Origin of the sequence: Pseudovibrio axinellae (assembly GCF_900110875.1) — a bacterium.
Classification (GTDB): domain Bacteria; phylum Pseudomonadota; class Alphaproteobacteria; order Rhizobiales; family Stappiaceae; genus Pseudovibrio; species Pseudovibrio axinellae.
This window is the reverse complement of the sequence record NZ_FOFM01000014.1, coordinates 32,636-57,702: the sequence shown is the minus strand read 5'-3', so window position 1 is coordinate 57,702 and position 25,067 is coordinate 32,636. Positions and strand designations below refer to the sequence as shown.

Below are 25,067 nucleotides of genomic sequence, written 5' to 3'. Positions count from 1 at the left end.
TAGTTTGCAAAAAATCTGTTTTTATCTGTTTTTGTTGATGGCTAGCCTCCTGTCTTTCCATAATATTGCAGTGCGATATAAGGCTTGACAAATTTTGTGCACTGCATAATATCGCTGCGTAAGGTTGAGACATGTGGCGTTTGCTCCCCAAGAGACAAAACCTAATCATCGAAATACCGGCGCCGCCCAATTGATGAGGGAATCTTTATGGTCACAGGATTTGAGAATATTCAGAAGCTTGGAAAAGATAACATGGACATCGCTATGCAAAGCTTTGGTGTCTTTTCCAAGGGAATGCAGGCAATTTCGGCTGAGGTTGCAGACTACTCTAAGAAGTCCATTGAAGAGAGTAACTCTGCGATTGAAAAAGTCGTAAGCGCTAAGTCTATCGATAAGGCTATGGAAGCTCAGGCGGATTTTGCGAAGGCAAGCTATGAGAACATGGTTGGTCAGGCCACAAAGATTGGCGAAATGTATGCTGAAGTGGCCAAGGACGCATATAAGCCCTACGAGAATATGCTCACCATGACTGCTAAGTAGTCATCTGTTGCATAATTTACACTGAAAGCCCGAAGCAGGTCACTGCTTCGGGCTTTTTGCTTTGTGCTGTTTTAAATCGGTTGAGTCGGTTGTTTTCATTTTCTGAAAACCTATCTTTCTTTTTCAATCACTTCTCAAGGCACTGTGATTCTACGCAGTTAAGGTTTGCAGATATTTTTTGTCCGGTTTCACACCGGCGATACGTCGTTCTTACGTTGGGAGCTGAGGTTAACCCTTCGGGTAATCTGGTCCTTTTCCTTGCATAATGGTTTGCATTTTGGAATTTGCTCGGGGAATAATCGGTATTAAAGCTAGAGAGAGACGTGAATATGCCTCAAACTCCTGCAATTAATTGATCTGATAGGAACATTTGATGCAGCTGTTGGTGACTGAGCTAGGGCATTGGGGCCGGTGGCGTATCTCAGAGTGCGTAGAGATAGAATAATGCTGCAGCGAGAGAGTGAATGAGGGACCAACAACAAGCAGTGCGTGTTCTTAAGGGAGATAAATTGACGCTTCCCATATATAATGAAACGCAACATGAAACACTGTTTGACTTTTCTGGAGTTGTTGGTGTGTCCTATGAAAATGCATATCCCTTGAATTCGTGGGGGGTACGTTTAAATACTATAAAGTCCTCTGCGTTATACATTGTAGGACAAAGAGAAGTTATGAGCAGCGATTTCGACCTGGATAATGATGATGATGGCGGGACGATAACCGTTACAAAGCCTAAGCCGAAAATAAAACGGCCCAGTTTGTTTCGCGTGTTGCTGCTTAATGATGATTTTACACCGATGGAGTTTGTGATCCACGTGGTGGAGCGGTTCTTCCATAAAGACCGCGAAGACGCAACGCAGGTCATGCTTCATGTTCATCATCATGGCGTAGGGGAGTGTGGAGTCTTCACCTACGAAGTGGCCGAGACGAAGGTCACGCAAGTTATGGATTTCGCCCGAAAACACCAACATCCGTTACAATGTGTGATGGAGAAAAAGTAATAGGGGGCGCCTGTGCCGTCATTTTCTCGCAGTCTGGAGAAAGCTCTCCATCAAGCTTTGGCGTTTGCTAATGAGCGCCATCAGGAATATGCGACCCTGGAGCATCTGCTGCTATCATTAATTGATGATCAGGATGCTGCTGCGGTTATGCGTGCGTGCAATGTTGACCTCGAGCAACTGCGAAAAAGCATTGTAGAATACATTGATAGTGAACTTGAGAACCTCGTTGTTGACGGGGATGATGATTCAAAACCAACTGCCGGTTTCCAGCGTGTTATTCAGCGCGCTGTCATTCACGTTCAATCTTCCGGACGCGAAGAGGTTACTGGTGCCAATGTGCTCGTTGCTATTTTCGCGGAGCGCGAAAGCCATGCTGCATACTTCCTGCAAGAACAGGAAATGACACGGTACGATGCCGTCAATTACATCTCTCACGGTATTGCAAAACGGGCAGGGTTGTCTGAGCCGCGCCAGGTGCGTGGTGTTGATGAAGATGCCGACAGTGGCAGTAATCCGAGCGTAAACATGCCGCCGCCTCCATCGGGTGGTTCGTCAGAACAGACCAAACGAAAAACAGAGGCGCTTGAGGCTTATTGCCAAAACCTCAATGAGAAGGCGTTCTCAGGTAAAATTGATCCGCTGATTGGGCGTGAGAAAGAGATTTCTCGGACTATTCAGATCTTGTGCCGCCGCGCCAAGAACAACCCTCTTTATGTGGGGGACCCCGGTGTTGGTAAAACTGCAATTGCAGAAGGGCTCGCACGACGGATTATCGTTGGTGATGTGCCTGAGGTCCTCAAGAGCGCGACAATCTTTGCGCTTGATATGGGCTCACTGCTTGCTGGTACTCGTTATCGCGGTGATTTTGAGGAACGTTTGAAGCAGGTCGTTAAGGAAATCGAAGATTATCCGGGTGCGATCATGTTCATTGATGAAATCCATACCGTCATTGGCGCTGGTGCGACTTCGGGCGGTGCTATGGACGCGTCCAACTTGCTTAAACCTGCGCTGGCTTCTGGAACGATTCGGTGTATTGGGTCTACGACCTATAAAGAATATCGACAGTTCTTTGAGAAGGACCGTGCTCTTGTCCGTCGTTTCCAGAAAGTGGATGTGAACGAGCCGTCTATTCCAGATGCGATTGAGATTCTGCGTGGGTTGAAACCGTATTTTGAAGACTTCCATAACATCAAATACACCAATGATGCGATTAAGGCGGCTGTGGAGTTGTCTTCTCGGTATCTTGCTGACCGGAAACTGCCGGATAAGGCAATTGATGTGATTGATGAGTCCGGTGCCTCGCAGATGTTGCTGCCGGAAGGTAAGCGTCGCAAGACGATTGGGCTGAAGGAAATTGAAGCTACTATTGCGACAATGGCACGGATACCGCCGAAATCTGTCTCTAAGGATGATGCAGCAGTTCTGTCCAACCTGAAAGATAGCCTGAAGCGCGTGGTTTATGGTCAGGATCCTGCGATTGAAGCGTTGTCTGCGTCCATCAAGCTGGCCCGCGCAGGCTTGCGTGAGCCTGATAAGCCAATTGGCTCCTATCTGTTCTCCGGTCCAACTGGTGTTGGTAAAACGGAAGTGGCCCGCCAGCTGGCATCTACTCTTGGTGTGGAGCTGGTGCGCTTTGACATGTCTGAGTACATGGAACGGCACACAGTCTCTCGTTTGATTGGTGCGCCTCCGGGCTATGTTGGGTTCGATCAGGGCGGTTTGTTGACCGATGCGGTGGATCAACATCCACATTGCGTGCTGCTTTTGGATGAAATTGAGAAGGCTCACCCTGACCTATTCAATATTCTGCTGCAAGTGATGGACCACGGTAAGCTGACTGACCACAATGGTAAGTCTGTTGATTTCCGGAATGTGATTTTGATCATGACCACCAACGCTGGTGCCGCAGATATGGCGAGAGCCCCAATCGGCTTTAACCGTTTGCAGCGTGAAGGCGATGATATGGAAGCGATCACCAAGATGTTTACTCCGGAGTTCCGGAACCGTCTTGATGCGATCATTCCGTTTGCGAATCTGGATAATGAAGTTATCCATCGTGTGGTTGAGAAATTCGTTATGCAGCTGGAAGCTCAGCTTGCAGAGCGCAACGTAACCTTTGAGCTGACACCGGGTGCGGTGGTCTGGCTTTCTGAGAAGGGTTATGACCGTACGATGGGCGCGCGTCCGCTGGGCCGTGTCATTCAGGAGCACATCAAGAAGCCGCTGGCTGATGAAGTGCTGTTTGGAAAGCTTCAGAAAGGAGGCACTGTGAAGGTGTCTGTCTCCGAGGATTTGGAAGGTCTGCTGCTTGAAACCGTCGAGGAGCGTCCGGCGGCTAGAGCTAAAACTGGTGCGCGGAAAAAGCCTGCCCCCAAGGCTAAGGGGAAATCGGGTGTGCCACGCACAGGAAAGGGAGCTGCCAAACGTGGCGATGTTCCCGGAATTCCGATAGCGGATTAGTCCTCAATATTTTAGTGAGAAAAAGCCGAGGCACTTGCTTCGGCTTTTTTGTATGATATTTCTGCAAGAACTAAAATACTTAACGTGGTGCACGCAGGCTTACCTGGGCTAACCACCTTGAGTTCACGGGCCAGATCCATGGTTCGGTTCCTTCCTTTTGAGTTCGTAAATGACCAACCAAAATATTGAAGCTGCAGAGGATGACGACCCCTCTGAATTTGAAGGCGGTGCCTATTGGTTCCGTCAGGGTGCTATTGGTGCGTTTTGCCTGCCGACGTTGATTTTGATGATGGCGTTTGTTGGCTTTACTTCATTGGCCCGCGAAGTTGGTCTGACGCTGATTGAGGTTCTGATGATGAGCCTCCTCATGTGGGCTTTGCCCAGCATCGTTGTTTTGACAGGAGCGCTGAGCGCAGGTGTTGGTCTTATTCCAGCTGCGATTGCTGTTGCTTTGTCTGCGGTTCGTTTGATGCCAATGACCGTTGCTCTTGTTCCAATACTGCGGGATGGCAAGCGCACGAAGTTGTGGCACCTCCTGATCGCTTCTCACTTTGTTGCGGTGACGGCCTGGGTGTTTGCAATGCGCAACCTACCTGATTTACCGCGCGCTGCACGACTGCCGTTTTTTGCAGGTTTTGGTGGGACTGTTCATTTTGTGGTGCTGTGCTCTACTGCACTGTTCTACATGGCTTTGCCTGTCATACCGCCGCCGCTTGCTGCCGGGCTGGTGCTGCTGACACCAGTCTATTTTATGTTCTCTATGTATCAGGCCTCACGCACTGGCGGCGACAAGCTTGCTCTTGGTTTGGGGCTTGTGCTGGGACCTGTTTTTTATCTGCTGTTCCCCGGCGCTGATTTATTGCTGACCGGGTTCGTCGGTGGAACAATTGCCTTCGTGGCATGGCTGTTTGCGACGAAGAGGGCTGAGCTATGACTGCATTCGCTCAAGAGTGGTGGTGGCCCTATGTCATGATCGTTGTTGCAGGTTTTCTTGCAACTGAGTGCTGGCGCTGGCTTGGCGTTGTGGCCGCAGGCCGCCTGCGGGAGGACAGCTTGCTGTTTGCCTGGGTGAGGGCGGTGGCAACCGCGCTTATTGCCGGGATCATCTCACGCCTTATTCTTTTCCCTGACGGGGTTTTAGGCGATGCGCCGATTTGGTTGCGTCTTGCTGCTGTCATAGGAGGGGTCATTGGATACAAGCTTCTAAACGACCGGCTGATGGCGGGCATTGTTTCTGCTGAGGTTGTTTTGATCGGTGGTTGGTTGTTTTTGCTTTAACGGATCTTGCTATGCTTGATCGCCCGCATTGTTGATCGTTGTTTCCGGCTCTAACGTAGGGTCGGGACTCAGGAGCTGACGATGACTTATATTGCATTGAGTGAGCAGACTATCTTTGACGAGCATATCTGCTGTGCGATCTCAGACAAGAAATGTGCACAGGGCTACCAGTTGAAGAAGGGTTGGTTGAGCCAGCGATTCTCGTCGGGCTATCAGTTCATTCGATTGGATGAGCGCGCGAAGGTGTTCATTGAGTTTGGTCCGGCGGAAGCTGCCTGGGCGCCTGTGGTTGCTCCTGGGCATTTGTTAGTGAACTGTCTCTGGGTTTCAGGAAAGTACAAAGGGCAAGGCCATGGCAAAGCGTTGCTGGCCAAGGCCGTTGAGGCAGCGCGTCAAGCAGGTGCCACGGGTCTGGTCACGATTGCTGGTGCGAAGAAGCTGCCTTTCCTTTCAGATGGTAAATGGTTTAAGCGGCAAGGCTTTGAGGTCTGCGATGCCTCTATGGAGGGCATTGAGCTGTTACGGCTCGGTGTTGATGGGCAATCTGGTTCGGCATCGTTCTCTGAGGTAGTTCAAAAAGGGGACGGGCCAAAGGGGGAGGGGCTGGTTGCGTACTACTCCAATCGCTGCCCATTCACCGATCACCATGTGTTGCAGAACCTGAAAGATACTGCGCAAAAGCGTGGGTTGCCGCTCAAGATCGTTCATTTGGATACGCTGGAAAAAGCGCAGGGAGCTCCGACACCTGCCACGATTTTCTCGCTCTATTGGAGTGGGAAATTTGTGACGACAGACTTGAGCGTTTGTATGGATTCACGCTTCGATAAGATCATGCAAAAGGCGCTGGATGCGAAAGTGTCTGTAGAAGTGAGCTGATGATTTCAGGTGAATCGACTTTGGGTGTGTCTGAGGATCTGATTCAAGTGTGCGGGCTAGTGCATTGTAATAGGATCAAAATTGCAGGCCAGAGAGGTGGTCATTTCAAGTGAATCGATGTGCCTAGTCCAGCTGATGAAGTGATTCAGTTAATTAGGGCAACTGATTGAAATAGGATTCATTTTTGTTGTTTTGTGAAGGCGGTTGTTTCAGTTGAAATGAATAGCCCCGCGCGGCCTAAGAGAGATCTGCGCGGGGTTGTTTTAAGTGAAATGAGTGAATTTTAAACTGAGTGCCAGTGGCTTAAGAAAGCGCTGTGCGGATTTTGTCGGCGTTGGCTTTGAGGACCTGGCTGTCTTCCATCTCACCGCTGTGAGCGCGAAGGGATACGCCTTTGTGGCGCGGAATAACGTGGAAGTGGGTGTGGAATACCATCTGCCCGCCAGCGCTTTCGTTGAACTGGTGGATCGTTACGCCGTCCGCATCAAAGGCTTTCTTTACGGTTTTTGCCATTTTCTGCGTTGTCTGGATGGTTGCTAAGAGGTCAGCCTCAGCGATATCGAGAATATTGCGTGAGCTGTTCTTTGGTAAAACAAGGATATGACCGTCGCCGCGTGGCATGATGTCCATGATGACGAGGGTGTGTTCGTCCTCAAACACTGTCTCGCTTGGTAGCTCACCGCGCAGAATTTTTGCAAAAATGTTCTGATCGTCATATGCAGACTTGGTCATTATGGGGTCCTTAATCGCCTCAAAGTGTTTGGACCCATACATATCGTGATTCACTTGTGAATGCCCAATGAGAATCAAAGGTTGCGATCTGGTTGGTGTTGAGAACTTTCGTCAAGTTCACAAACTGATTCAAGTTCAAGGAGATTCGTGAGTCTCTCCAAGTGTTTGAGTCTTCATTTTAAAGTGAATTCTAGGGGGTGTTTTGGCGAAACGGGCCGTGCTCCGCTAGGATTTTCTGCTCTTGCAGAACAACGTCGCGCTCCCGGTCAAGATACTGTGCAACCGCATGTCTTAACGAAGGGTTTGCGATCCAGTGTGCGGAATAGGTGAGACTTGGCATGTAGCCACGCGCTAGTTTGTGATTTCCCTGTGCACCAGCTTCAACGCGCTTCAATCCTTTTGCCAGTGCAAATTCAATGGCTTGATAATAGCAGATCTCGAAGTGCAAACAGTCGTGGTGCTCAATGCAGCCCCAGTTGCGGCCATAAAGCGTGTTGTTGCCAATCATGTTGAGAGCGCCTGCGATGTAGCGGCCCTCTCGTTCTGCCATGATCAGTAAGGTGTGTTCTGACAAGCGCTCACCGAGCAGCGAGAAGAACTCCCGATTGAGGTAAGGTGAACCCCACTTGCGGCTGCTCGTATCTATGTAGAATTCATAGAACGCGTCCCAGTGGCTTTCTGTTATTTCTGACCCCGTGATCCACTCAATCTCAATTGAGTGCTCCAGAGCGGTCTTACGCTCTTTACGGATGCTTTTGCGCTTTCGGGAGGAAAGGGCGTTCAAGAAATTCTCGAAATCGGAATAACCGTTGTTTTCCCAGTGGAACTGTTGGTCTGTGCGCAGCAGGAAGCCCTGGTCTCCCAGTTCCTTCCATTCCTGCTCTGTCAGGAATGTCAGATGTGCAGAGGAGCCTTCGATCCTGTGTGTCAGCTCCTTCAGGCCTTCGGTTAGCACTTTGACAGCTCTGGCCCGGTTTACAAAAGGAGAGATGAGTAAACGACGGCCGGGAACGGGTGTAAATGGGATGGAGCTTTGCAGTTTGGGGTAGTAATTGCCGCCAGCCCGCTCAAAAGCCTCTGCCCATGGGTGATCGAAAACGTATTCGCCCTGACTGTGGCTTTTGGCGTAGGTTGGGATGGCAGCGACCGGCTTGCCATCTGCCTCCCAGTAGATGTGTTGAGGAATCCAGCCCGCGTCCCAGCCCACACAGCCACTTTCTTCAAGTGCCTGCAAAAAGGCATGTGATAACATTGGGTTGAATTCGGTTTCTTGAGAAACTGATTCAGATTTTTCCGATGATTCATGTGGGGTCGTTTCAGGTGAAACAATCCAGTCCTGCTGATCATAGCTGATTGACGGTGCGCCTGGATTAGCAAGCGCGTCCCAATCAATTGCGGGGATCTCGTCCAGAGACGAGAGGACTTTAAGAACTGGTGTTGGAGTATCTGACAAATCAGTCGGCCCTAGAGTGGATCAGTGTCCGGGTTGAAGCCTTCGAAGACGATCTGATCAGCGTATTTTGCAGCATTGTTTCTGTCTTCTTTGGTCTTGACTGTCCATGTCATGATCGGCAGGCCATAGAACTCGCTTAGGAAGCTTGGGCCTTCGGCAGGAAGATCATGCACAAAGAACGAGATGAAGTGGGGATCTGTGCCGGACATGTGCAGCATCCAAGAGATGTTCTCGATCTCGCGAGCTTCCAGATGCTTGTGCTCTTCAGGGCCTAGTGTGGTCATGGAGATGCAGCCACGCGGGATGCTGGGTGCAACTTCCTTCATGGTTCGAAGCATCTTTGGATCAAAGGACTTTATCGCTGCAAGGCCACTATAGGTGTTGAGGGCTGCCGCTATGGTTTTAATGAAGTCCTGCTGGCCCTCTTCAAGGCGCAGTGTCTTGATCTCGATTACCAGTGGAACTTGTCCATCCACCAGCTTCAGCAGTTCGTCCAGTGTCCACATTGGGTCGGAGGAGCCGCGCATGGATAGTTTGCGCAGATCAGCTAAGTCAAAGTCTATAACGTTGCCTTTGCCATGTGTCAGACGCTCAAGGTAGGGGTCGTGAAACACAATGACATGACCGTCTTTGGTTTGCTGAAGGTCTACTTCGATGGCGAAGTTGTTTTTAATCGCAGCCCGAACCGCTGATGGGGTGTTTTCTAATATGCCGGCTTCCTTGTTGTGGAAGCCGCGATGTGCGATCGGGCGGTTGGTGAGCCAAGAGAGATCTTGCATGGAATCTTCTGTGTTTTTTTTCATTAATAGGGATCTATTCTGGCAGAACCAGCTCGGATTTAGTCGGTAATCTCAAAAATCGCTTCAATCTCAACGGCTGCATTAAATGGCAGAGAGGCTGCACTTACTGCGGAGCGTGCATGGCGGCCTGCATCACCCATTGCGGCAACGAAGAAGTCAGAGGCACCGTTGATTACTTTTGGCTGATCACCAAAGTCACCATTGGTGTTGACGAAGCCAACAATTTTGACAAGGCGTACCACTTTGGACAGGTCACCTGTTGCTGCTTTTGCCTGTGCAAGCAAGTTGATTGCACAAAGACGAGCAGCTTCAACGCCATCTTCGGTGCTTAGGTCTACGCCAACCTTTCCGACTTTTGCGATTTTTCCGTCCAGCATCGGCAACTGACCGGAGATAAAGAGCTGGTTTCCTGTTTTGACGAATGGAACGTAATTGGCTGCCGGTGCAGCAGCTTGCGGTAGTGTAACGCCAAGTTTATTGAGATTTTGTTCAATTGTGTTGGACATTTGACTTTCCCTTGGTTGCACAACGTTATTCTCATTAAGTGATATAATTAGGTGAAAACTCAAGAGCAGATCTTTTTACAATGCTCTGGTTTGTCAAAAACGTTGCAAACTCATACTAGAATCATTTTGGTGGCAAGGGTGTAAGGGCATGGTTTGAATGTGAAACGTGTATCCAATTTGAAAGATTTACCCTAGCTGTGATTTCCTTGGTGGGAAGTTTGCGTTGGTGGCAGTGATTATGCACTCTTCAAGGATGGAAGAGGGGCATGCTCATATGTTCTTGTTCCGATATGATCGGAGTTTCAATGCTGAAAGTGTACCAGAGACGTTACCTTTGCGGGCTTGCCGGTTCTTCCTTCTTTGCGTGTTTGCTATTGTCTTCAGCCTCCTTAAATGCAGCTCAGCTTCAGCCTCACAAAGCTGTTTATGATATGCGGCTCTCCAGTGCCCAAAATGGCGTGGATATAGCTGATATCAATGGCCGAATGGTCTATGAACTTTCTGGTTCGGTGTGTGATGGCTTTTCCGTGGATCTACGATTTGTGGTGTTGAGCTTTGATCAGGTTGGAGGGCGAACCGTTACTGATCTGCGTAGCTCCTATTTTGAAGCACCTGATAACTCACGGCTTTCCTTTACCTACAAAACCTTCATTGATGATTTGCTGACCGAGCAGGCGCAAGGGACTGCGGACCATCAAGCTTCCAAGGTTGATGTGGATCTGGTGGGGCCTGATGAGAAGAAGATGAGTTTTGACGGGCCGATCATGTTTCCTTTGCAGCACTTGCATAGTGTCATTGATGGCGCTGCCAGCGGGCATCAGTTCATGGTCTCGCTGCTCTACGATGGAAGTGTGACGGGTGAGCAGCTGTTTGAAGCCAGTACGGTTGTTGGTAAAAAGCTAGCAGACCCACTGGACCCGCGCACTGACCGGGTCTCTCTGCCTGATGTTTTGGGTACGATGGATGCTTGGCCAATCTCAATCGCCTATTTTAACCTCAGTGACCAAGCCAAGGGGGAGCAGGTTCCAGATTACCAGTTGCGGAGCGTGCTGCATGAAAACGGGGTGACAAGAAGCATGAATCTCAATTACGGGGCATTTGAGCTGGAGGGTGCTTTGGTGGAATTGGAGCTGAAGCCTGTTGCTCTGGAGGGCCGTTGTGAGCGGCCTTCTGCGAACGGCCAAGCAGGCAGTGTTTCTGGTGAGGTACAATTGAGCGCGCCAGAGCGCTAAAGGATGTTTAGCCTTTGTCTCGCGATTTGATAGAGCGCCCCAGTGAGACGATTGAGCTGTCGTTGAATTTGCCGCGTAAAGTGTCCATGGCTCTTTCTACCTTCGCGCGTTTGCCGGCCTGCTCGTCCAAAAGGTCTTCCGGGTCTGCCTGATCTGCTGGTCCCAAGTCACTTACGCCAACACCAATCAAGCGAAAGCGTAGTTTTCCATCTGCCACGTTGCTAAGCAGGTCTTCTGCAGTGCGGAAGATTTTGTCTGCAAGTTGTGTGGGATCGTGCAGCATTTTGGAGCGAGTGATGGTTTTGAATTCACTCGTTTTCAGTTTTAGCGTAACGGACCTGCCGGACTTTTCTGCTTTTTTGGTGCGGTAGGAAACCTTCTCGGTCAAATCCCATAGGGTTTTTGAAAGCATGGCGACATCTGCGATATCTGTGTAGAATGTGGTTTCGTTGCTGATGCTTTTGGCTTCGCGGTTCGTAGAGACGGTGCGCTCATCTTCTCCTTGGCAGAGTTTGGAAAGACGCAGGCCCATGGCTCCATATTTACGGGCAAGGTCTGATGGGTCTTTGTCTTGCAGCTGTCCGATGGTTTTGATGCCGTCTCGTTCTAGTTTGGCCTGAAAGACCTTACCTACACCCCAGATGACACTTGTTGGCTGTCTGGCGAGGAAGTCTTTCTTTTCGTGTTCCCCAATGACGGAAAATCCGCGAGGTTTATCGAGGTCTGATGCGATTTTTGCCAGAAATTTATTGGGGGCCAGGCCAACGGAAACTGAAAGCCCGATTTCTTTTTGGATTTTGACGACAAACCGCACAAGTGATTCTGCTGGTGTTGCGCCATGTAGTTTTTGTGTGCCGGACATATCGAGGAATGCTTCGTCAATGGAAAGAGGTTCCACGAGCGGGGTTAGCTTTTCCATCTCCTCACGAATCTGACGGCCAACGCGCGAATAAACCTCCATGCGTGGCTTGATCACAACGGCTTGTGGGCACAGTTCGCGCACCTTGAACATGGGCATGGCAGAGCGTACGCCGTAGATGCGGGCGATGTAACAGGCTGCGGAGACGACGCCGCGTTGACCGCCGCCAACGACTACGGGTTTGTCTGAGAGTTCTGGATTATCCCGCTTTTCGACGGAGGCAAAAAAAGCATCGCAGTCGATATGTGCAATTTCTAGCGTGTCTAGTTCTGCGTGCGCAACAATGCGCGGGCTTCCGCATTTCGGGCAGCGCCTCAGATCTGCCCTGAACCTTTGTGCGCAGTCCCTGCACAGCGCTTTGAGAGGTGGTGTGCCCTCATTCTCCATGACAGTTTAACCTCAAACGGAGTTGCTGTCTTACTTTACCGCAGCGACCAGTAGGTTTTCAATGAAATCGCCGGTTTCTTTCCAGCAATTGCTCTTTAGAGCAACGTAAGGCAGGTCTCCAGCCGTCGCAAAAAAGCGTGGGTCGGCTATGAAGTGGACAAGCTGCACCTGCGGTGTGTTCTTGCTAACGGAGAGGAGGTTTGAGGGGCTATCATCAATAAAGAACACCGGATGGTGTGCGCGTTCTGCGCAAAGGGCCGCAACTGCGCCACCTTTTGGGCCTTCATTGGTAATAAGCGGGTAGTCCATTCCAAGGCTTTTGAGCAGGGCTTGGCGGGCGGTTTTGTTGTGAGCGCCAGGTAAATTGGTCAGGATCACGATATCACTGTATTTGGACAATCGTTCAAGCTGATCTGATGCGTGGGGTACAGCTTCCTGTTTGCTGACTTCGCTCTCGAAAAAATCATGAATGACCGTCATGCAAGCTTGCTCGCTCAGATATTCACCTGTTCGTATATCAATCATATTGGCTTTGAGGCGATATGCAGTTTCTTTAAACGCAATGCCGCGCTGGGCCATGAAGCGCTCAAGGTGCGGTATGAACTGCAAGAGGACTTCATCCACGTCACAGATCAGGAGCGGGTGAGCGCGTTTTTCGATGAGGCTGATTTGTTGCAATGCGCTTGTGTTTGAGCTCTCAATATTGGGCAAAGTAATCAACGCCTCCGGCAAGTTTGAGATGTGCAGCGGCAATCATTGTCGGGCGTATGCCAGCGCTTTCTGTGTAGGCCAGCAAAAGTTGCTCATCTTGCATCATGAATTCCAAAATTCCCGCCAGGAAACCAGACTCGGCTGCTGCATCGCGAATCTCTTGTGGTCCGATTCCGGCTAAGGACAGGAAGCGGCCCAGCTGTTCTGGGTCGCTGCTAAGAAATGTAAGGGCACCAATTGCAATTTCCTGTGCAGTATCTTCGGTCAAACTGCTGGTTTTGCCTAAATTCATTGGTGTTTGCCTTTCTGAAACGAATCCGAATTAACTATGTATCAGGAAATTTAGTGTGGGACTTGTTCCAATGCCAGTCGTTGAGCGGCTGCACCACACCTTTATTTATGGCTAAACCATTTTTGGGGCAGCATTCTGTGCAGGACTAAACTAATGCAAAAGACCGTGCTGATTGTTGAAGATAACGAACTCAACATGAAGCTATTTAACGATCTGCTTGAAGCTCATGGCTACGCTACCGTTCAATCGCGCAATGGTATGGAGGCACTTGAGCTTGCCCGTACACATAAGCCTGACTTGATCTTGATGGATATTCAGCTCCCGGAGGTGTCGGGGTTGGAGGTGACCAAATGGATCAAAGAGGATGAAGACCTGAAGGCCATTCCTGTGATCGCTGTGACTGCTTTTGCGATGAAAGGGGATGAGGAACGCATTCGCCAGGGCGGGTGTGAGGCCTATATTTCCAAGCCGATATCTGTCGTGAGCTTTCTGGAGACTGTTTCTGGCTTCCTTCAAGATAGCTGAGGCAACTGTAAGTCTTCTCGTTTTTGGCTGATTATCAAATTGTGCTTAGCTAGAACGCAAGCTGATGCCTTCCCAAATAAGCAACGCGTTAGTATATGGTGCGGTACACTTAGTTTTCATGGGGTGAAAGACCTATGTCAAAAGTCTTAGGTCTTTCAAACTAGATGAAATCACCGAGTGATCTTTGTGTGTGCTCTGTGATTCCTGTGCGTATGCCTCTTGAGAGTTGGTGGTTTGTTTCCTTTTTTTGTGTATAGGTCAGGAATCCCCTTTATTTTCAGGAGCGCAATTACCTTAAAGCTTTACTAAAGTCGTAAATGTTGCGATGGTGATATACGATATCATCTGCTTCTTGAAATGCATGACTGCAAATTCGCGGTATTGCTCATTGGTCGATTGAAAAATCCCTGCAATACTGCTGCATAAACTCCCTACGGAGCGCTCAGGTCCGCCGCATCTCCTGGGTCCGTGGGGTTGGCCGGCGAGTGTACGGGTTCTGAGTGGCCTCCTCGTGTCATCCGGTTCTCGCCGGCCACCAGTTTCCCAAATCTCAAAAACCTCTTCATAATTGGCTGTTGCTCTGCGCTGTTTGCAATTGCTGCGTCGTGGCTGCATGGCGATGCAGATGTGTGGCTGGAAGAGGAGGGTGGTTGGTCATTGAGGTGCAAGCTAACAGGTTAGTATCTCAATATTTAAAAGAGTGCGGCATGCTTCGATAGAGCCGTGTCTGCGCTGATGTGAGTACTATACGTTGCACATTTTCACGTGTGTGAAGAAACCCTGTTGAGCCCTGAAAATTAAATGGCTTACCTGATTTTGGTGCGTGCCCGACATTGTGCTGTATCTGTGGGAGAGGGCGTTGGTCGGTTGAGGGTGCCTACAAAAAAGGCGTCTGCAAAAATGCAAACGCCTTTTTGTAAATTCAATCTGGAGACAAGATTTACTTGATCTTGGCTTCTTTGAACTCAACGTGCTTCTTTACGACTGGATCGTATTTACGCTTCACCATTTTCTCGGTCATGGTGCGGGAGTTCTTTTTTGTTACGTAGAAGTAGCCGGTGTCCGCAGTGGACTGCAGCTTGATCTTAATGGTGGTCGCCTTGGCCATCGCTAAGGATCCTGTCTGTTTTCGGCCTTAAGTGGCCGGTTTGTTTTGTTCGTCCCGGTGGCACCCTCACACCTTCGCTGGGCTGGGTGCGCTTCCGGTGAAACTTTGGGAATTCAGCGCGCACATTACTAATCACAGGAGGAAAGTCAAGGTGCATTAGGGTCCTGCGCCCACTCTTGTTCTTCTTATCAGGCATATAATGACATATACACCCAAGATTCCAGCAAATATCAATGGAAGTCCGTTGGAACCCAGCTCTGATAGAGCAACTCCGGTGGCTGCTGGGCCTGTCAGTTGTCCCATCGCATACATAAGCGCAAACGCAGCATTTGCGGAGGCTAAGTTGGCCCCTGTATAGTGTGTGCCAAGGTGTGTGAGGCCGATGGTGTAAAGCCCTGCGACGAGGCCTCCCCAGACAAACAAAAGGATGAGGATAGCTGTAAAGCTGCCAGAAAGTGGGATCATGAGTAAGGCACCTACGCATCCTAAGGCTCCGCAAAAGATCATGAGCAATCGGAGACTCATACGATCAGCCAGCGCACCGAGTGGGATTTGTAGCAGTATGTTGCCCGCTGCCATTGCGGAGACAAGCAGAGTTGCCCTTTCTGGGGTTAAGCCGGTTTGTAAGCCAAACAATGGAAGTAGCGAAATGCTGGACTGTTCGACAGCTGCACAGACAAAACCTGCCAGTGTGGCAATTGGGGCCATCCACAAGAAGCCTAAGAGATTTGAAGTTGCTTGGCCTTGAATCTTTGGCGCAACATTAAGTCCGATCATGACCGGGAGCGTTGCAAGCATGATGCAGCTGCCTGCTAACAGGAACGGTGTGATGCCTACTGTACCTACCGCGACCAATATCAGCGGCCCGCTGGCAACTCCAACCGAGAGCACCGTTGTGTAGGCCCCGAGAAAAAGCCCTCTGTGTTTTGGGGGGACTTGAGAATTGATCCAAAATTCTGAAAGAATGAAAGCAATTGTTGTCGCGCCGTTAAACATGAGGCGCAGTGGAAACCAAATCCAGAAATTTTCCGCCAAGAAGAACAGGGGGAGGGTGAAACCTGCAATCAGAAGACTTAGGATTAGTGTCTGAGGCGTGCCCAGCTTGCGAGCTAGGTAGGGGGCTGTCGGGGTGGAGATGATAGCAGCGACGCCGGAAAAGGCTGTATTGATGCCAATCCATGTGGCACTGATCCCGCGCGCTTCAAGGGTGAGCGTCAAAAGAGGCAGGCTTGCGGATAGGGAAAGGCCGACAGCGGTGATTGCTGCGATTGCTGCGATGATGCCGCGGAGCTGATCACGGGAGAGTGTGGGGGCTGCAGTGTCTGATGTCTGAACCATTTACATCACAGTTTCTCTGCTCTGAGGGAGCAAGTGATTTATCTGGTTCTATCAGGAAAAGTACAAGGCGCAACAAATAGTATCTCTGCGATATTGGCTCGTTGCGCCTTGGATGAATAAAGCCTAAATTTCTTCGCGGGCGAAGCCGTCTTGTTTCCAGTAATAATAGGGCACAGGGCCATCTGGAGACAGGTCAGGGTCGTTTGCTAAACGGTTCTCAAGATCCGTCAGGACTGCCAGCGTGATGCGTGGAAGGTCCAGCTCTTTGCATTGCGCAATTGGCAGCCACTGAAGTTCTTCCAGCTCTTCTGTTGGGCCAATGCCTGTTTCCAGCGTGTGTGCGATCTGGTCTGCCCACACAGCAAAGAAACGTGCATCAAAGCGCCGTGTGCGACCCGGAGGCGTAATTGCACGGGCAACAAAGCGCAGTGGTTCCAGATCCGGCATAATGCCAAGTTCATCAAACGCTTCAAATCCAGGTCCGACGGTGCCTTCAATAGCAACTGACTTTCGACCGATAAACAGACCCGCTTCTTCGTAGGTTTCACGAACGGCAGCAATTGCCAGTGCGCGCAGGCGGCTTTCTGTTTTGATCTGCTTTTTGTCGTAGTTCAGCTTGGTGAGAACGTCTGGATGATAATCGCTTGCATATTGCACGCGAGAATCATCAGAATCGACCCGACCACCGGGAAAGACAAATTTACCCGGCATGAACTTGTGCGCCATATGGCGTTTGCCCATGAGTAGGTGCAAGGATCCGTCTTCCTTGCGGTCCAAAATAAGCAGCGTTGAAGCGTCTTTTGGCCTCAAGGGTTGAGCTTTCGGATCGTTGTTTTCTTCTGTTCGCTCTACTTTGACTTCGTTGGTCAGGTCTTGTGTTGACATCCGCTACCTCTGATTGGCTCTTGTTGAGCCAAAACTAGGTACTTTGCCCGCTGTTGCAAAGCCATCCATACGTAGTGCCCATTGCAGGCCAACCAATGCGCCTTTAATCGGACGAAGAAATGCCAATGCCATAATGAGCGTTAAAGGAAGCCAGATTGCCATATGTAACCACATTGGAGGTACGTACGCCATCTCCACCCACATGGCGAGCGCAACAACGACGTGACCAACGATGAAGATTGTGAAATATGGCGGGGCATCATCTGCGCGGTGGTGGTGCAATTCCTCACCGCAATTGTCGCAGGATTGCTTCACCTCCAGATAGCCGTTGAAAGCAGAGCCAACGCCGCAAGATGGGCATTTGCAGCGCATTCCTCGCAGAACTGCTTCACCGGTATTCCGGTCTTGATGGGTGCTCATATCTTCCTGCCTTTCCCGTCCTATAAGAGCAGGGGAGTGCACGCAGATTACGTGCGCTTCCGCTTGTTTCCGTTTTTGGACCGGCGCAACCCTTTTGGCTTGCTATCGTTTCTTGCTTGCCAACCCTTGTGCTTCGCAACCCGTCCTGCTGCTTCGCTCTTGGATTTGCCTTCCGTCAGCATTTCAAACCTTAAGGAACCCGCAAATGGGGCGGCTTCCACCAGTTTGACCTGCACGGCATCTCCAAGTTGGTAGGTTTCACCGGTCGCTCTGCCCACGAGGGCATGAGCTGATTCTACATATTCGTAGTAATCCATACCAATGGTAGATGCAGGAATGAAGCCGTCTGCGCCATTTTGTAGCAGCTTCACGAACAGGCCAGATTTGGTCACACCTGCGATGCGGCCTTGGAATTCAGCGCCAATTCGGTCGCAAAGATACAGGGCAATCAACCGGTCAATGGTTTCGCGTTCTGCGAGCATTGCGCGGCGTTCTGCGCCGGAAATCTCGGCTGCAATAGCGGGAAGTTTCTCTTCGATGCCATAAGGCAGGCCATCATCGCCAAGCTTCAAAGCGCGAATGAGAGCTCTGTGCACAATCAAATCCGCGTAACGGCGGATGGGTGATGTAAAGTGTGCATAACGGCGAAGGTTCAGCCCGAAGTGACCGATATTGTCTGGATTGTATTCAGCTTGTGCTTGTGAGCGAAGCACAACTTCAGACACCATTGTCGCGCTGGCTGTGTCTTTGAACTTGTCCAAAATGTTATTAAAGACGGCAGCTCGCAAACCACCGATATGAGGCAGTTTTACGTTTAGAGTAGAGAGAAAATCCCGCAGGTTTTCCAGCTTCTCAGGCGTGGAGGCATCATGGATGCGGTAAAGCAGTGGTGTGCTGCGCTTTTCCAGCTCTTCGGCTGCTGACACGTTGGCCTGAATCATACACTCTTCAATGAGCTTATGTGCATCAAGGCGTTCTGGCACAACGATTTGGTCGACGGTTCCGTCTTCTTTGAGCAGAATGCGGCGCTCAGGAATATCGAGTTCCAGCGGCTGGCGTTTGTCGCGACCACGCTTGAGGATCTCATAGGCAGCCCAAAGTGGCTGAAGAACGGTTTCCAGCAATGGTCCGGTCTTATCGTCGGTTACGCCTTCAATTGCCTTTTGCGCTTGCTGGTAAGACAGTTTGGCGGCGCTGCGCATGATCACACGGTGGAATGAGTGTGAGATCTTTTTGCCGTTCTTGTCAAAGACCATCCGCGTGGCCAAGGATGGACGGTCTTCGTTTTCGCGTAGTGAGCACAAGTTGTTGGAGATGCGCTCTGGCAACATCGGGATAACGCGGTCAGGGAAGTAGACCGAGTTGCCGCGCAGCAGTGCTTCTTTGTCCAGCGGTGAGCCTGGGGTTACATAGGCTGCTACATCTGCAATCGCGACGTAGACAATGCAGCCACCTTCATTGTCTGCAGAATCGTCAAGTTGCGCGTAAACTGCATCATCGTGATCCTTGGCGGTTGCCGGATCAATTGTGATAAGGGGAATATCGCGCCAGTCTTCACGGCCCTTGGAGGTCGCAGGTTTTACGTTCTCAGATTCTGCAGTCACTGACCCAGGGAATTCGTTTCGAATTCCTTGTGTGTGGAGTGCAATCTCAGAAACGGCCATTTCTGAGCTGGTTGAGCCAATACGTTTGACGATTTTTCCGCGTGCGGTACCGTATTTGCCGACCTTGTGAACTTCGATTTTGACGAGATCGCCATCCTGCGATTCCAAAAGTTCTCGCGGATCGATATCGACTTCACGCTGCTTGCGGTCGATTGGTTCCAGTCTGACGGCTTTTGTATCTTCGTTGATGCGCAGGATGCCGAGTATGTCGGTATCGTTGTTTTCCAGGCGTTTCATCACGCGCACGCAATGTTTTGCCTCAGGCCCTGCGTCCTGCTCCAGTAACTTAACGAGGGCTTTGTCGCCGATGCCAGGAACTGGGTTGAATTTATTTTTGTTTTGTTGCGGGAGCGCCAGAACGAGTGGCGCATCTCCGTGGTCCTTATCCCAATTGAGTGGAATGCCCAGAAGTTCACCATCGGCGGTGCGCCCGGTTATCTTCACAACAAAAACAGGCGGCAGATCGCCAGGGCGCAACAAGCGTTTGCGGCGTCTTTCAAGCTGACCACTTGCGGCCAGGTCTTTCAGCATGTGTTTAAGGGGAATTCGTGCTGCGCCAACAATGCCAAAATGGCGGGCGATTTCACGTTTGCCAGCTTTGCCGGGATTATCAGCGATGAACTTAAGAATGTCTTCGCGGGATGGCATTTCTGCCGGTCCCTTATGTCGTTTTTCAGCGGCCTTTTTTCGGCTCAATTTATCTCATCCAGTACAGCAGTGTTGCTGCCGATAATGGCTCCCGAAATTTCGGGAGCCTTTGTTTCGTTGTCCGGAGAGCAGGTGGGCTGTCTTAGCCCTTCTTCGCGTTTATAAGCTCAATAGCCTGTTCGCGGGTTACCGTCTCCGGGTCTGTTCCTTTAGGCAGAGAGACGAACTCTTTGCCCCATTTGATCCGAATGCCAAGGCGGCCACTGTCGCGCAGTTCCATTGCTCCGCCATCCGGATGATCGCCATATTCTTTCAAAGCACCCTTCGGGGCGGCTTTTTTGGCGGTTGTTTTCTTTGCTGCTGCTTTCTTTGCAGGAGCCTTCTTCTTGCCTTTTGCACTTGCCTTTGCATTTACAAGCTCAATTGCCTGCTCCAGCGTCACTGCTTCAGGTGCAATGTCCTTTGGCAAGGTTGCATTAGTTTTCTCCCATTTGACGTAGGGGCCGTATCGACCTGCATACACGTTGATCGCGCCGCCATCTGGGTGATCACCCAATTCTTTGAGTGGTTTTGCTGCTGCTCCGCGTCCGCCACCCTTTGCGCGCTTCTCAGCCAGCAGGGTTACAGCGCGGTTGATGCCTACGGAAAACACCTCTTCCGGGCTATCCAGATTTGCATAGGTGCCATCGTGTAGCACGAATGGACCGAAACGTCCTAATCCGGCAGAAATCATTTTGCCGTCTTCAGGGTGCTCGCCCACCTCACGCGGCAGTGAGAGCAGTTCCAGAGCCTTTTCCAGATCCAGTTCCGCTGCACTCCAGCCTTTGGGCAGGGATGAGCGTTTTGGTTTGGCTTCTTCGCCTAACTGCACATATGGACCAAAACGGCCACGGCGCAAGGAGACTTCCAATCCGGAAACAGGGTCAATGCCCAAAACCTTGGTTCCATCCACACCGGCTTCTGCTTCGCCGCCGCCGTTTACCAGCTGGCGGGTATAGCCACAATGTGGTGGGTCCTCATCAGGAACCTTGCCGTCTTTTTTCTCTTTGTTGTAATTGGAACACCCAACAAAGGCACCAAATCGGGAGACCTTCAGCGACAAGCGGCCTGTCTCACAGTTCGGGCACTTGCGTGGGTCTTTGCCTTCTTCAGTAACGGGGAAGACGTGCGCTTTCAGCGTTTCATTCAGAGCATCCAAAACTTCAGTATTGGAACGCTTGATGACCTCATCGCAAATCTCGTGGAATGGATTCCAGAAATCACGCAAAACAGCCTTCCATTCCAAATCACCGGCGGAAATCTTATCGAGCTGATCTTCAAGGCTAGCTGTGAAATCGTATTCCACATAGCGATTGAAGAAGTCCTCAAGGAACGCGATTACGAGACGGCCTTTGTCCTGCGGAATAAGGCGCTTTTTGTCCAGGTCCACATACTCACGATCACGCAGGGTCTGCAATGTTGCTGCGTAAGTGGAGGGACGACCAATGCCGAGCTCTTCCATCTTTTTGACCAGTGTCGCTTCCGTGAAGCGTGGTGGCGGCTCGGTGAAATGCTGGTTGGCCTCAATGCCCTTGCGGTCAAGGCTGTCGCCTTTATTGACTGCTGGAAGACGGCGGCTTTCTTCGTCTTCCTCATCATCCTTGCCCTCTTGATAGAGCGCAAGGAAGCCGTCAAAGCGCACGACTGAGCCAGAGGCGCGCAGAGATGCCTTCTTGGAGCCGTCGTTTGCGTCAATATCAATGGTGGTGCGTTCCAGAACAGCAGAGGCCATCTGTGAGGCGATGGTCCGCTTCCAGATCAGCTCATAAAGACGAGCGCCGTCTTCATCAAGGAACTGGGCCATATCGCGCGGGTGGCGTGTCAGTTCGGTTGGTCGGATCGCTTCGTGCGCTTCCTGAGCGTTCTTTGCTTTCACAGAGTAGATGCGCGGTTTTTCCGGCACATACTCATCGCCATGACGGGAGGCAATGACACTGCGGCAGCTTTGAATTGCTTCCTGTGCAATCTGCACGCCATCGGTACGCATATAGGTGATGAGACCTGTGGTCTCGCCGCCAATGTTGGCACCTTCATAGAGCTTTTGAGCCACCTGCATTGTGCGCGCTGCGGCAAAGCCGAGCTTGCGCGATGCTTCCTGCTGCAGCGTGGACGTGGTGAACGGTGCGTATGGATTGCGCTTTTGTGGTTTGCTTTCAACGTTTGCCACGTTGAAGCTTGCGCTTTCCAGCATCTTCTTGATGGTTGTAGCTTCACCTTCGGAAGTGATGTCGAGGCGAGTAATCTTCTTACCGTCAAAACCGGTCAATCGCGCTGGAAGAGCTGCGTTTTGTGGGGTGTTGAGGTTTGCCAGGATGGACCAGTATTCCTGCGACTTGAAAGTCTCGATCTCGCCTTCACGCTCACATACAAGGCGCAGGGCAACGGATTGCACACGGCCTGCAGAACGGGCGCCGGGTAATTTGCGCCACAAAACAGGGGAGAGTGTAAAGCCGACGAGGTAGTCTAGTGCGCGGCGCGCCAAATAGGCATCAACCAGTGGCACGTCCAGCTCGCGCGGGTTCTGCATGGCCTCAAGGATAGAGCTTTTAGTGATTGCGTTGAAGACCACGCGCTCAATCTTCTTATCCTTCAGGACGCGTTTCTTTTTCAGGACTTCCAAAACGTGCCAGGAAATGGCTTCCCCTTCGCGGTCGGGGTCAGTCGCGAGAATAAGGCGGTCCGCCTCCTTCACAGCGCTGGCGATCTCCGACAGGCGCTTTTGAGATTTAGAATCGACAGACCATGACATGGCAAAGTCATCATCGGGTAGTACCGAGCCATCCTTAGGGGGAAGGTCTCGCACGTGTCCGTAGGACGCCAGAACTGTATAGTCCTTGCCCAGATATTTGTTGATGGTCTTGGCTTTCGCCGGTGATTCCACAATGACTACGTTCATTGATTTCCTGGCTTTCGCGTAAATCTCGTCTTGGAATTGATAAATCAAAAACCGTTTACATGAGTCGAACCGATACAATCTCGGATGACATCGCGGCTGTCAAATGGCCTTTTCAGACCGATAGGTCAAGAGCGGAAAAGACACTCCCCTAATTTTCCTTGGGTCAAGGTTTGGTTGTGCTTGATAATAGTTACAACCTAAGATATTGGAGTTGGTTTCCATAACCGTCAGATTGCAAAGGGTTTTTGGCATTCTGGGGTTATGTCATAGATGCATAAGAAGGCTCGAAAGCTTGCGTAAATACCCGTTGCCGAAAAATGACAGAATAACCGAAGCAAGCGATGTGGCAGAATACTGCGCGAAAATGTCCCGAGAGTTAAGTGACATGGCGTTGGCAAGTAAGCTGGATTTTCTAGGGTATTTGCTGGTTCTTGCGCAAAAGGAAGCGGAAGCGCAGGTGAATATCCTGTCGGCACAAGATGGTGTGGACAGTGGGGCCCCTGAAACAAAGGGTGCGAAATAGCGACTGTCAATGTCAGCTAGAGGCTGCGTGTATCATCGATAGTTTGTTGGGTTTGTGCCGTTCCAGACGGCCTGCCAGCTCAATTTCCAGAAGAATGAGCTGAAGCGTTTGCAGCGAGACGCCGGTGAAACGCAGAAGTTCGTCCTGATCGATCGGGGTTTCACTGAGTGCATCTATGATGGCTTGGCGATCCTGCTCTCTGGCATTTTTGGGGTGCAAGGTCGTTGGGGTTTCAAGTTCTTCCAGTGCTGGCCAGCTCTTCGCAGGCTCATCGATTCCATGATGAAGCGGTAATGACATGGAGATTGTGGGCTCTATCACCTCCAGGACGTCTTCGACCGATTGAATAAGAGCTGCACCTTGCTGGATCAACTTATTTGCGCCAACTGAACGAGGATCGAGCGGAGCACCAGGTACAGCCAGAATCTCCCGGTTTTGTTCCAGAGCGTAACGCGCGGTATGCAACGAGCCCGATTTTTCTGCAGCTTCTATTAGGATAACACCCAGAGACATTCCTGAGATAAGGCGATTACGACGTGGAAAATCTCTGGCCCGTGGATTTCTGCCGATGGGCATCTCGCTGATCGCTGCCCCGTTTGCTGCAATCATGGAAGAAAAAAGGGCCTGATTTTCTTTCGGGTAGATGGTGTCAATTCCGCCTGCAAAGGCGGCGATCGTTCCAGCGCTTAGAGCTGCTTTGTGGGCTGCACTGTCAATGCCGCGCGCCAACCCCGAAATGATCGTGAACCCATGAGCTGATAAATCACCTGCCAGTGTTGTTGCAAACTTTGCTCCAGCAACAGAACAATTACGCGCACCTATGATTGCCAGTGTTTTTTGAGTGCCGGTGAGCTCTTGTTGCAAGGGGTCTCTGGCGCGGATTGCCAGAAGGGGCGGCGGCGCATCGATATGTCGGAGTAAGGGGGGATAAGCGGGCTCTCCCATAGCAACGAGACGGGCCCCCATTTTATAAAGGGCTGCTAATTCAGCCTCTGCTTTATCCTTGGAAAAGAGGCGGTAGGTTTTCTTTCCGCCTCTTCTTGATAGTTCTGGTAGGGCGTCGAGTGCAGTATGTGCTGAGCCGAAGTGGTTGAGTAACTCGCGAAAGGTTGTTGGTCCAACGTTTTCGGAGCGGATGAGACGAAGCCACGCAAGCCGCTGGGTGTCACTTAAATGTGGTGCCCGGCGTTTGGTGGCTGTCTCCATTCAACTCATCCTTTGGAACCGATCTTGCTTTCCTTGCCTTTGATTAGGCGGGCAATGTTCTCGTGATGTTTTGCCCATAGCAATACGCTGAGTAATCCCATCATTTGCGCAATTTGCCATTGATCGAAAGCCATCAGAATAAAGGGAGTGACAAGGCTTGCTACGAGTGCTGACAGGGAGGAGAACTTGGTGATGTAAGCCGTGGCTATCCAGATTACGATAAAGATGATGCCAACGGGCCAGAAGATTCCCAGCAAGATTCCGATATAGGTTGCAACACCTTTGCCACCCTTGAACTTGAGCCACACTGGGAAGAGGTGACCAAGAAAAGCGCCCAAGCCTGCAATAAGAGCGGCCTCATTGCCCATGAAAAAGCCAATCAAGACCACGGCGGTAGTGCCTTTAAGGGCGTCGCACAAAAGGGTGAGAGCAGCCAACTTTTTACTGCCTGTTCTCAAAACGTTTGTGGTGCCGATGTTACCGGAGCCGATGTTGCGGATGTCGCCATGGCCTGCCATTTTTGTAAACAGCAGGCCAAATGGAATTGAGCCGAGCAGGTAGCCAAAGGCCAATGCAGCCAGGTAATAGGGTAAATCAAAGGACCAGCTGATTGGTTCAGGCACGGCAA

24 protein-coding genes are annotated in these 25,067 nt (G+C 50.8%); 9 read left to right on the top strand and 15 right to left on the bottom strand.

The window, feature by feature from the left end; genetic code table 11:
- Window positions 1-207 precede the first annotated feature (207 nt).
- From BMZ51_RS20330 to BMZ51_RS20305, 6 genes are all read left to right on the top strand, one after another.
- Window positions 208-540, top strand: a complete 333-nt coding sequence (locus BMZ51_RS20330; RefSeq protein ID WP_068010408.1) for a phasin family protein — start codon at window positions 208-210, stop codon at window positions 538-540.
- A gap of 671 nt (window positions 541-1,211) precedes the next feature.
- Window positions 1,212-1,541, top strand: coding sequence for an ATP-dependent Clp protease adapter ClpS (gene clpS, locus BMZ51_RS20325; RefSeq protein WP_068010454.1), 330 nt, complete (start codon window positions 1,212-1,214; stop codon window positions 1,539-1,541).
- A 12-nt stretch (window positions 1,542-1,553) separates the two neighbouring features.
- Window positions 1,554-4,001: an ATP-dependent Clp protease ATP-binding subunit ClpA gene (gene clpA, locus BMZ51_RS20320; RefSeq protein ID WP_068010407.1), complete on the top strand. Its 2,448-nt coding sequence runs from the start codon at window positions 1,554-1,556 to the stop codon at window positions 3,999-4,001.
- A 169-nt stretch (window positions 4,002-4,170) separates the two neighbouring features.
- Complete coding sequence (locus BMZ51_RS20315; protein WP_068010404.1) at window positions 4,171-4,935, top strand: AzlC family ABC transporter permease; 765 nt, start codon at window positions 4,171-4,173, stop codon at window positions 4,933-4,935.
- Window positions 4,932-5,279, top strand: coding sequence for an AzlD domain-containing protein (locus BMZ51_RS20310; RefSeq protein ID WP_068010402.1), 348 nt, complete (start codon window positions 4,932-4,934; stop codon window positions 5,277-5,279). The genes BMZ51_RS20315 and BMZ51_RS20310 overlap by 4 nt, the downstream gene beginning before the upstream one ends.
- Window positions 5,280-5,360: 81 nt before the next feature.
- Entirely contained in the window at window positions 5,361-6,155 is a 795-nt protein-coding gene (locus tag BMZ51_RS20305) for an N-acetyltransferase (RefSeq protein ID WP_068010401.1), read from the top strand.
- A 303-nt stretch (window positions 6,156-6,458) separates the two neighbouring features.
- On the opposite strand, the gene BMZ51_RS20300 is transcribed toward BMZ51_RS20305, so the two are convergent.
- The 4 genes from BMZ51_RS20300 to BMZ51_RS20285 form a co-directional block, all read right to left on the bottom strand.
- Entirely contained in the window at window positions 6,459-6,887 is a 429-nt protein-coding gene (locus BMZ51_RS20300) for an HIT family protein (RefSeq protein ID WP_068010399.1), read from the bottom strand.
- Window positions 6,888-7,077: 190 nt separating this feature from the next.
- On the bottom strand, window positions 7,078-8,340 hold the full coding sequence (locus BMZ51_RS20295; RefSeq protein ID WP_068010396.1) for a GNAT family N-acetyltransferase: 1,263 nt from the start codon (window positions 8,338-8,340) through the stop codon (window positions 7,078-7,080).
- A gap of 11 nt (window positions 8,341-8,351) precedes the next feature.
- Window positions 8,352-9,143, bottom strand: a complete 792-nt coding sequence (locus BMZ51_RS20290; RefSeq protein WP_068010395.1) for a glycerophosphodiester phosphodiesterase family protein — start codon at window positions 9,141-9,143, stop codon at window positions 8,352-8,354.
- Window positions 9,144-9,178: 35 nt separating this feature from the next.
- A complete protein-coding gene (locus BMZ51_RS20285; protein ID WP_068010393.1) occupies window positions 9,179-9,646 on the bottom strand; it encodes a RidA family protein in 468 nt (155 codons plus the stop codon).
- Window positions 9,647-9,951: 305 nt separating this feature from the next.
- On the opposite strand from BMZ51_RS20285, the gene BMZ51_RS20280 reads away from it, so the two are divergent.
- Window positions 9,952-10,878 carry an EipB family protein gene (locus BMZ51_RS20280; RefSeq protein ID WP_082825737.1) on the top strand — a complete coding sequence of 309 codons (927 nt, stop codon included), beginning with the start codon at window positions 9,952-9,954 and terminating at the stop codon, window positions 10,876-10,878.
- A 7-nt stretch (window positions 10,879-10,885) separates the two neighbouring features.
- Here the strand turns inward: BMZ51_RS20280 and BMZ51_RS20275 are convergent, their stop codons facing one another.
- Genes BMZ51_RS20275 through BMZ51_RS20265 form a run of 3 tightly spaced genes read right to left on the bottom strand, consistent with a single transcriptional unit; the run spans window position 10,886 to window position 13,187 of the window.
- Window positions 10,886-12,184: a DNA polymerase IV gene (locus tag BMZ51_RS20275; RefSeq protein WP_068010391.1), complete on the bottom strand. Its 1,299-nt coding sequence runs from the start codon at window positions 12,182-12,184 to the stop codon at window positions 10,886-10,888.
- Between the two features lie 30 nt (window positions 12,185-12,214).
- Window positions 12,215-12,895: a hypothetical protein gene (locus tag BMZ51_RS20270; protein WP_068010389.1), complete on the bottom strand. Its 681-nt coding sequence runs from the start codon at window positions 12,893-12,895 to the stop codon at window positions 12,215-12,217.
- Entirely contained in the window at window positions 12,882-13,187 is a 306-nt protein-coding gene (locus BMZ51_RS20265; RefSeq protein ID WP_068010388.1) for a DUF3572 domain-containing protein, read from the bottom strand. The genes BMZ51_RS20270 and BMZ51_RS20265 overlap by 14 nt, the downstream gene beginning before the upstream one ends.
- Window positions 13,188-13,340: 153 nt before the next feature.
- Here BMZ51_RS20265 and BMZ51_RS20260 point away from each other — a divergent pair, with 153 nt between their 5' ends.
- A complete protein-coding gene (locus BMZ51_RS20260; RefSeq protein ID WP_068010387.1) occupies window positions 13,341-13,712 on the top strand; it encodes a response regulator in 372 nt (123 codons plus the stop codon).
- A 940-nt stretch (window positions 13,713-14,652) separates the two neighbouring features.
- Here BMZ51_RS20260 and rpmG read toward each other — a convergent pair.
- The 6 genes from rpmG to topA all read right to left on the bottom strand — a co-directional run bounded on the left by rpmG (window position 14,653) and on the right by topA (window position 22,710).
- Window positions 14,653-14,820, bottom strand: coding sequence for a 50S ribosomal protein L33 (gene rpmG / locus BMZ51_RS20250; RefSeq protein WP_068010383.1), 168 nt, complete (start codon window positions 14,818-14,820; stop codon window positions 14,653-14,655).
- Window positions 14,821-14,976: 156 nt separating this feature from the next.
- The gene (locus BMZ51_RS20245) at window positions 14,977-16,158 is read right to left on the bottom strand and encodes an MFS transporter (RefSeq protein WP_068010381.1); all 1,182 of its coding nucleotides are present in this window, start codon (window positions 16,156-16,158) and stop codon (window positions 14,977-14,979) included.
- Window positions 16,159-16,281: 123 nt separating this feature from the next.
- The gene (locus BMZ51_RS20240) at window positions 16,282-17,043 is read right to left on the bottom strand and encodes an NUDIX hydrolase (RefSeq protein ID WP_068010379.1); all 762 of its coding nucleotides are present in this window, start codon (window positions 17,041-17,043) and stop codon (window positions 16,282-16,284) included.
- A 3-nt stretch (window positions 17,044-17,046) separates the two neighbouring features.
- The gene (locus tag BMZ51_RS20235; protein ID WP_338061223.1) at window positions 17,047-17,505 is read right to left on the bottom strand and encodes a DUF983 domain-containing protein; all 459 of its coding nucleotides are present in this window, start codon (window positions 17,503-17,505) and stop codon (window positions 17,047-17,049) included.
- 5 nt (window positions 17,506-17,510) lie between these two features.
- Window positions 17,511-19,775, bottom strand: coding sequence for a ribonuclease R (gene rnr / locus BMZ51_RS20230; protein ID WP_068010376.1), 2,265 nt, complete (start codon window positions 19,773-19,775; stop codon window positions 17,511-17,513).
- Between the two features lie 142 nt (window positions 19,776-19,917).
- Entirely contained in the window at window positions 19,918-22,710 is a 2,793-nt protein-coding gene (gene topA / locus BMZ51_RS20225; RefSeq protein ID WP_068010373.1) for a type I DNA topoisomerase, read from the bottom strand.
- A gap of 292 nt (window positions 22,711-23,002) precedes the next feature.
- On the opposite strand from topA, the gene BMZ51_RS23945 reads away from it, so the two are divergent.
- Window positions 23,003-23,233 (top strand): hypothetical protein, encoded by a 231-nt coding sequence (locus tag BMZ51_RS23945; RefSeq protein ID WP_139201436.1) that lies wholly within the window; start codon window positions 23,003-23,005, stop codon window positions 23,231-23,233.
- 12 nt (window positions 23,234-23,245) lie between these two features.
- On the opposite strand, the gene dprA is transcribed toward BMZ51_RS23945, so the two are convergent.
- Window positions 23,246-24,439, bottom strand: coding sequence for a DNA-processing protein DprA (dprA, locus tag BMZ51_RS20220; RefSeq protein ID WP_068010371.1), 1,194 nt, complete (start codon window positions 24,437-24,439; stop codon window positions 23,246-23,248).
- Window positions 24,440-24,444: 5 nt separating this feature from the next.
- Window positions 24,445-25,062: a glycerol-3-phosphate 1-O-acyltransferase PlsY gene (plsY, locus tag BMZ51_RS20215; protein WP_068010369.1), complete on the bottom strand. Its 618-nt coding sequence runs from the start codon at window positions 25,060-25,062 to the stop codon at window positions 24,445-24,447.
- Between the last annotated feature and the right edge of the window lie 5 nt (window positions 25,063-25,067).

Bases quoted from the DNA above. Each gene is read 5' to 3' on its own strand.
- BMZ51_RS20330 (WP_068010408.1), top strand. From the start codon at position 208: ATGGTCACAGGATTTGAGAATATTCAGAAGCTTGGAAAAGATAACATG.
- clpS (WP_068010454.1), top strand. From the start codon at position 1,212: ATGAGCAGCGATTTCGACCTGGATAATGATGATGATGGCGGGACGATA.
- BMZ51_RS20315 (WP_068010404.1), top strand. From the start codon at position 4,171: ATGACCAACCAAAATATTGAAGCTGCAGAGGATGACGACCCCTCTGAA.
- BMZ51_RS20310 (WP_068010402.1), top strand. From the start codon at position 4,932: ATGACTGCATTCGCTCAAGAGTGGTGGTGGCCCTATGTCATGATCGTT.
- BMZ51_RS20305 (WP_068010401.1), top strand. From the start codon at position 5,361: ATGACTTATATTGCATTGAGTGAGCAGACTATCTTTGACGAGCATATC.
- BMZ51_RS20300 (WP_068010399.1), bottom strand. From the start codon at position 6,887: ATGACCAAGTCTGCATATGACGATCAGAACATTTTTGCAAAAATTCTG.
- BMZ51_RS20290 (WP_068010395.1), bottom strand. From the start codon at position 9,143: ATGAAAAAAAACACAGAAGATTCCATGCAAGATCTCTCTTGGCTCACC.
- BMZ51_RS20285 (WP_068010393.1), bottom strand. From the start codon at position 9,646: ATGTCCAACACAATTGAACAAAATCTCAATAAACTTGGCGTTACACTA.
- BMZ51_RS20280 (WP_082825737.1), top strand. From the start codon at position 9,952: ATGCTGAAAGTGTACCAGAGACGTTACCTTTGCGGGCTTGCCGGTTCT.
- BMZ51_RS20275 (WP_068010391.1), bottom strand. From the start codon at position 12,184: ATGGAGAATGAGGGCACACCACCTCTCAAAGCGCTGTGCAGGGACTGC.
- BMZ51_RS20265 (WP_068010388.1), bottom strand. From the start codon at position 13,187: ATGAATTTAGGCAAAACCAGCAGTTTGACCGAAGATACTGCACAGGAA.
- BMZ51_RS20260 (WP_068010387.1), top strand. From the start codon at position 13,341: ATGCAAAAGACCGTGCTGATTGTTGAAGATAACGAACTCAACATGAAG.
- rpmG (WP_068010383.1), bottom strand. From the start codon at position 14,820: ATGGCCAAGGCGACCACCATTAAGATCAAGCTGCAGTCCACTGCGGAC.
- BMZ51_RS20245 (WP_068010381.1), bottom strand. From the start codon at position 16,158: ATGGTTCAGACATCAGACACTGCAGCCCCCACACTCTCCCGTGATCAG.
- BMZ51_RS20240 (WP_068010379.1), bottom strand. From the start codon at position 17,043: ATGTCAACACAAGACCTGACCAACGAAGTCAAAGTAGAGCGAACAGAA.
- rnr (WP_068010376.1), bottom strand. From the start codon at position 19,775: ATGCCATCCCGCGAAGACATTCTTAAGTTCATCGCTGATAATCCCGGC.
- topA (WP_068010373.1), bottom strand. From the start codon at position 22,710: ATGAACGTAGTCATTGTGGAATCACCGGCGAAAGCCAAGACCATCAAC.
- dprA (WP_068010371.1), bottom strand. From the start codon at position 24,439: ATGGAGACAGCCACCAAACGCCGGGCACCACATTTAAGTGACACCCAG.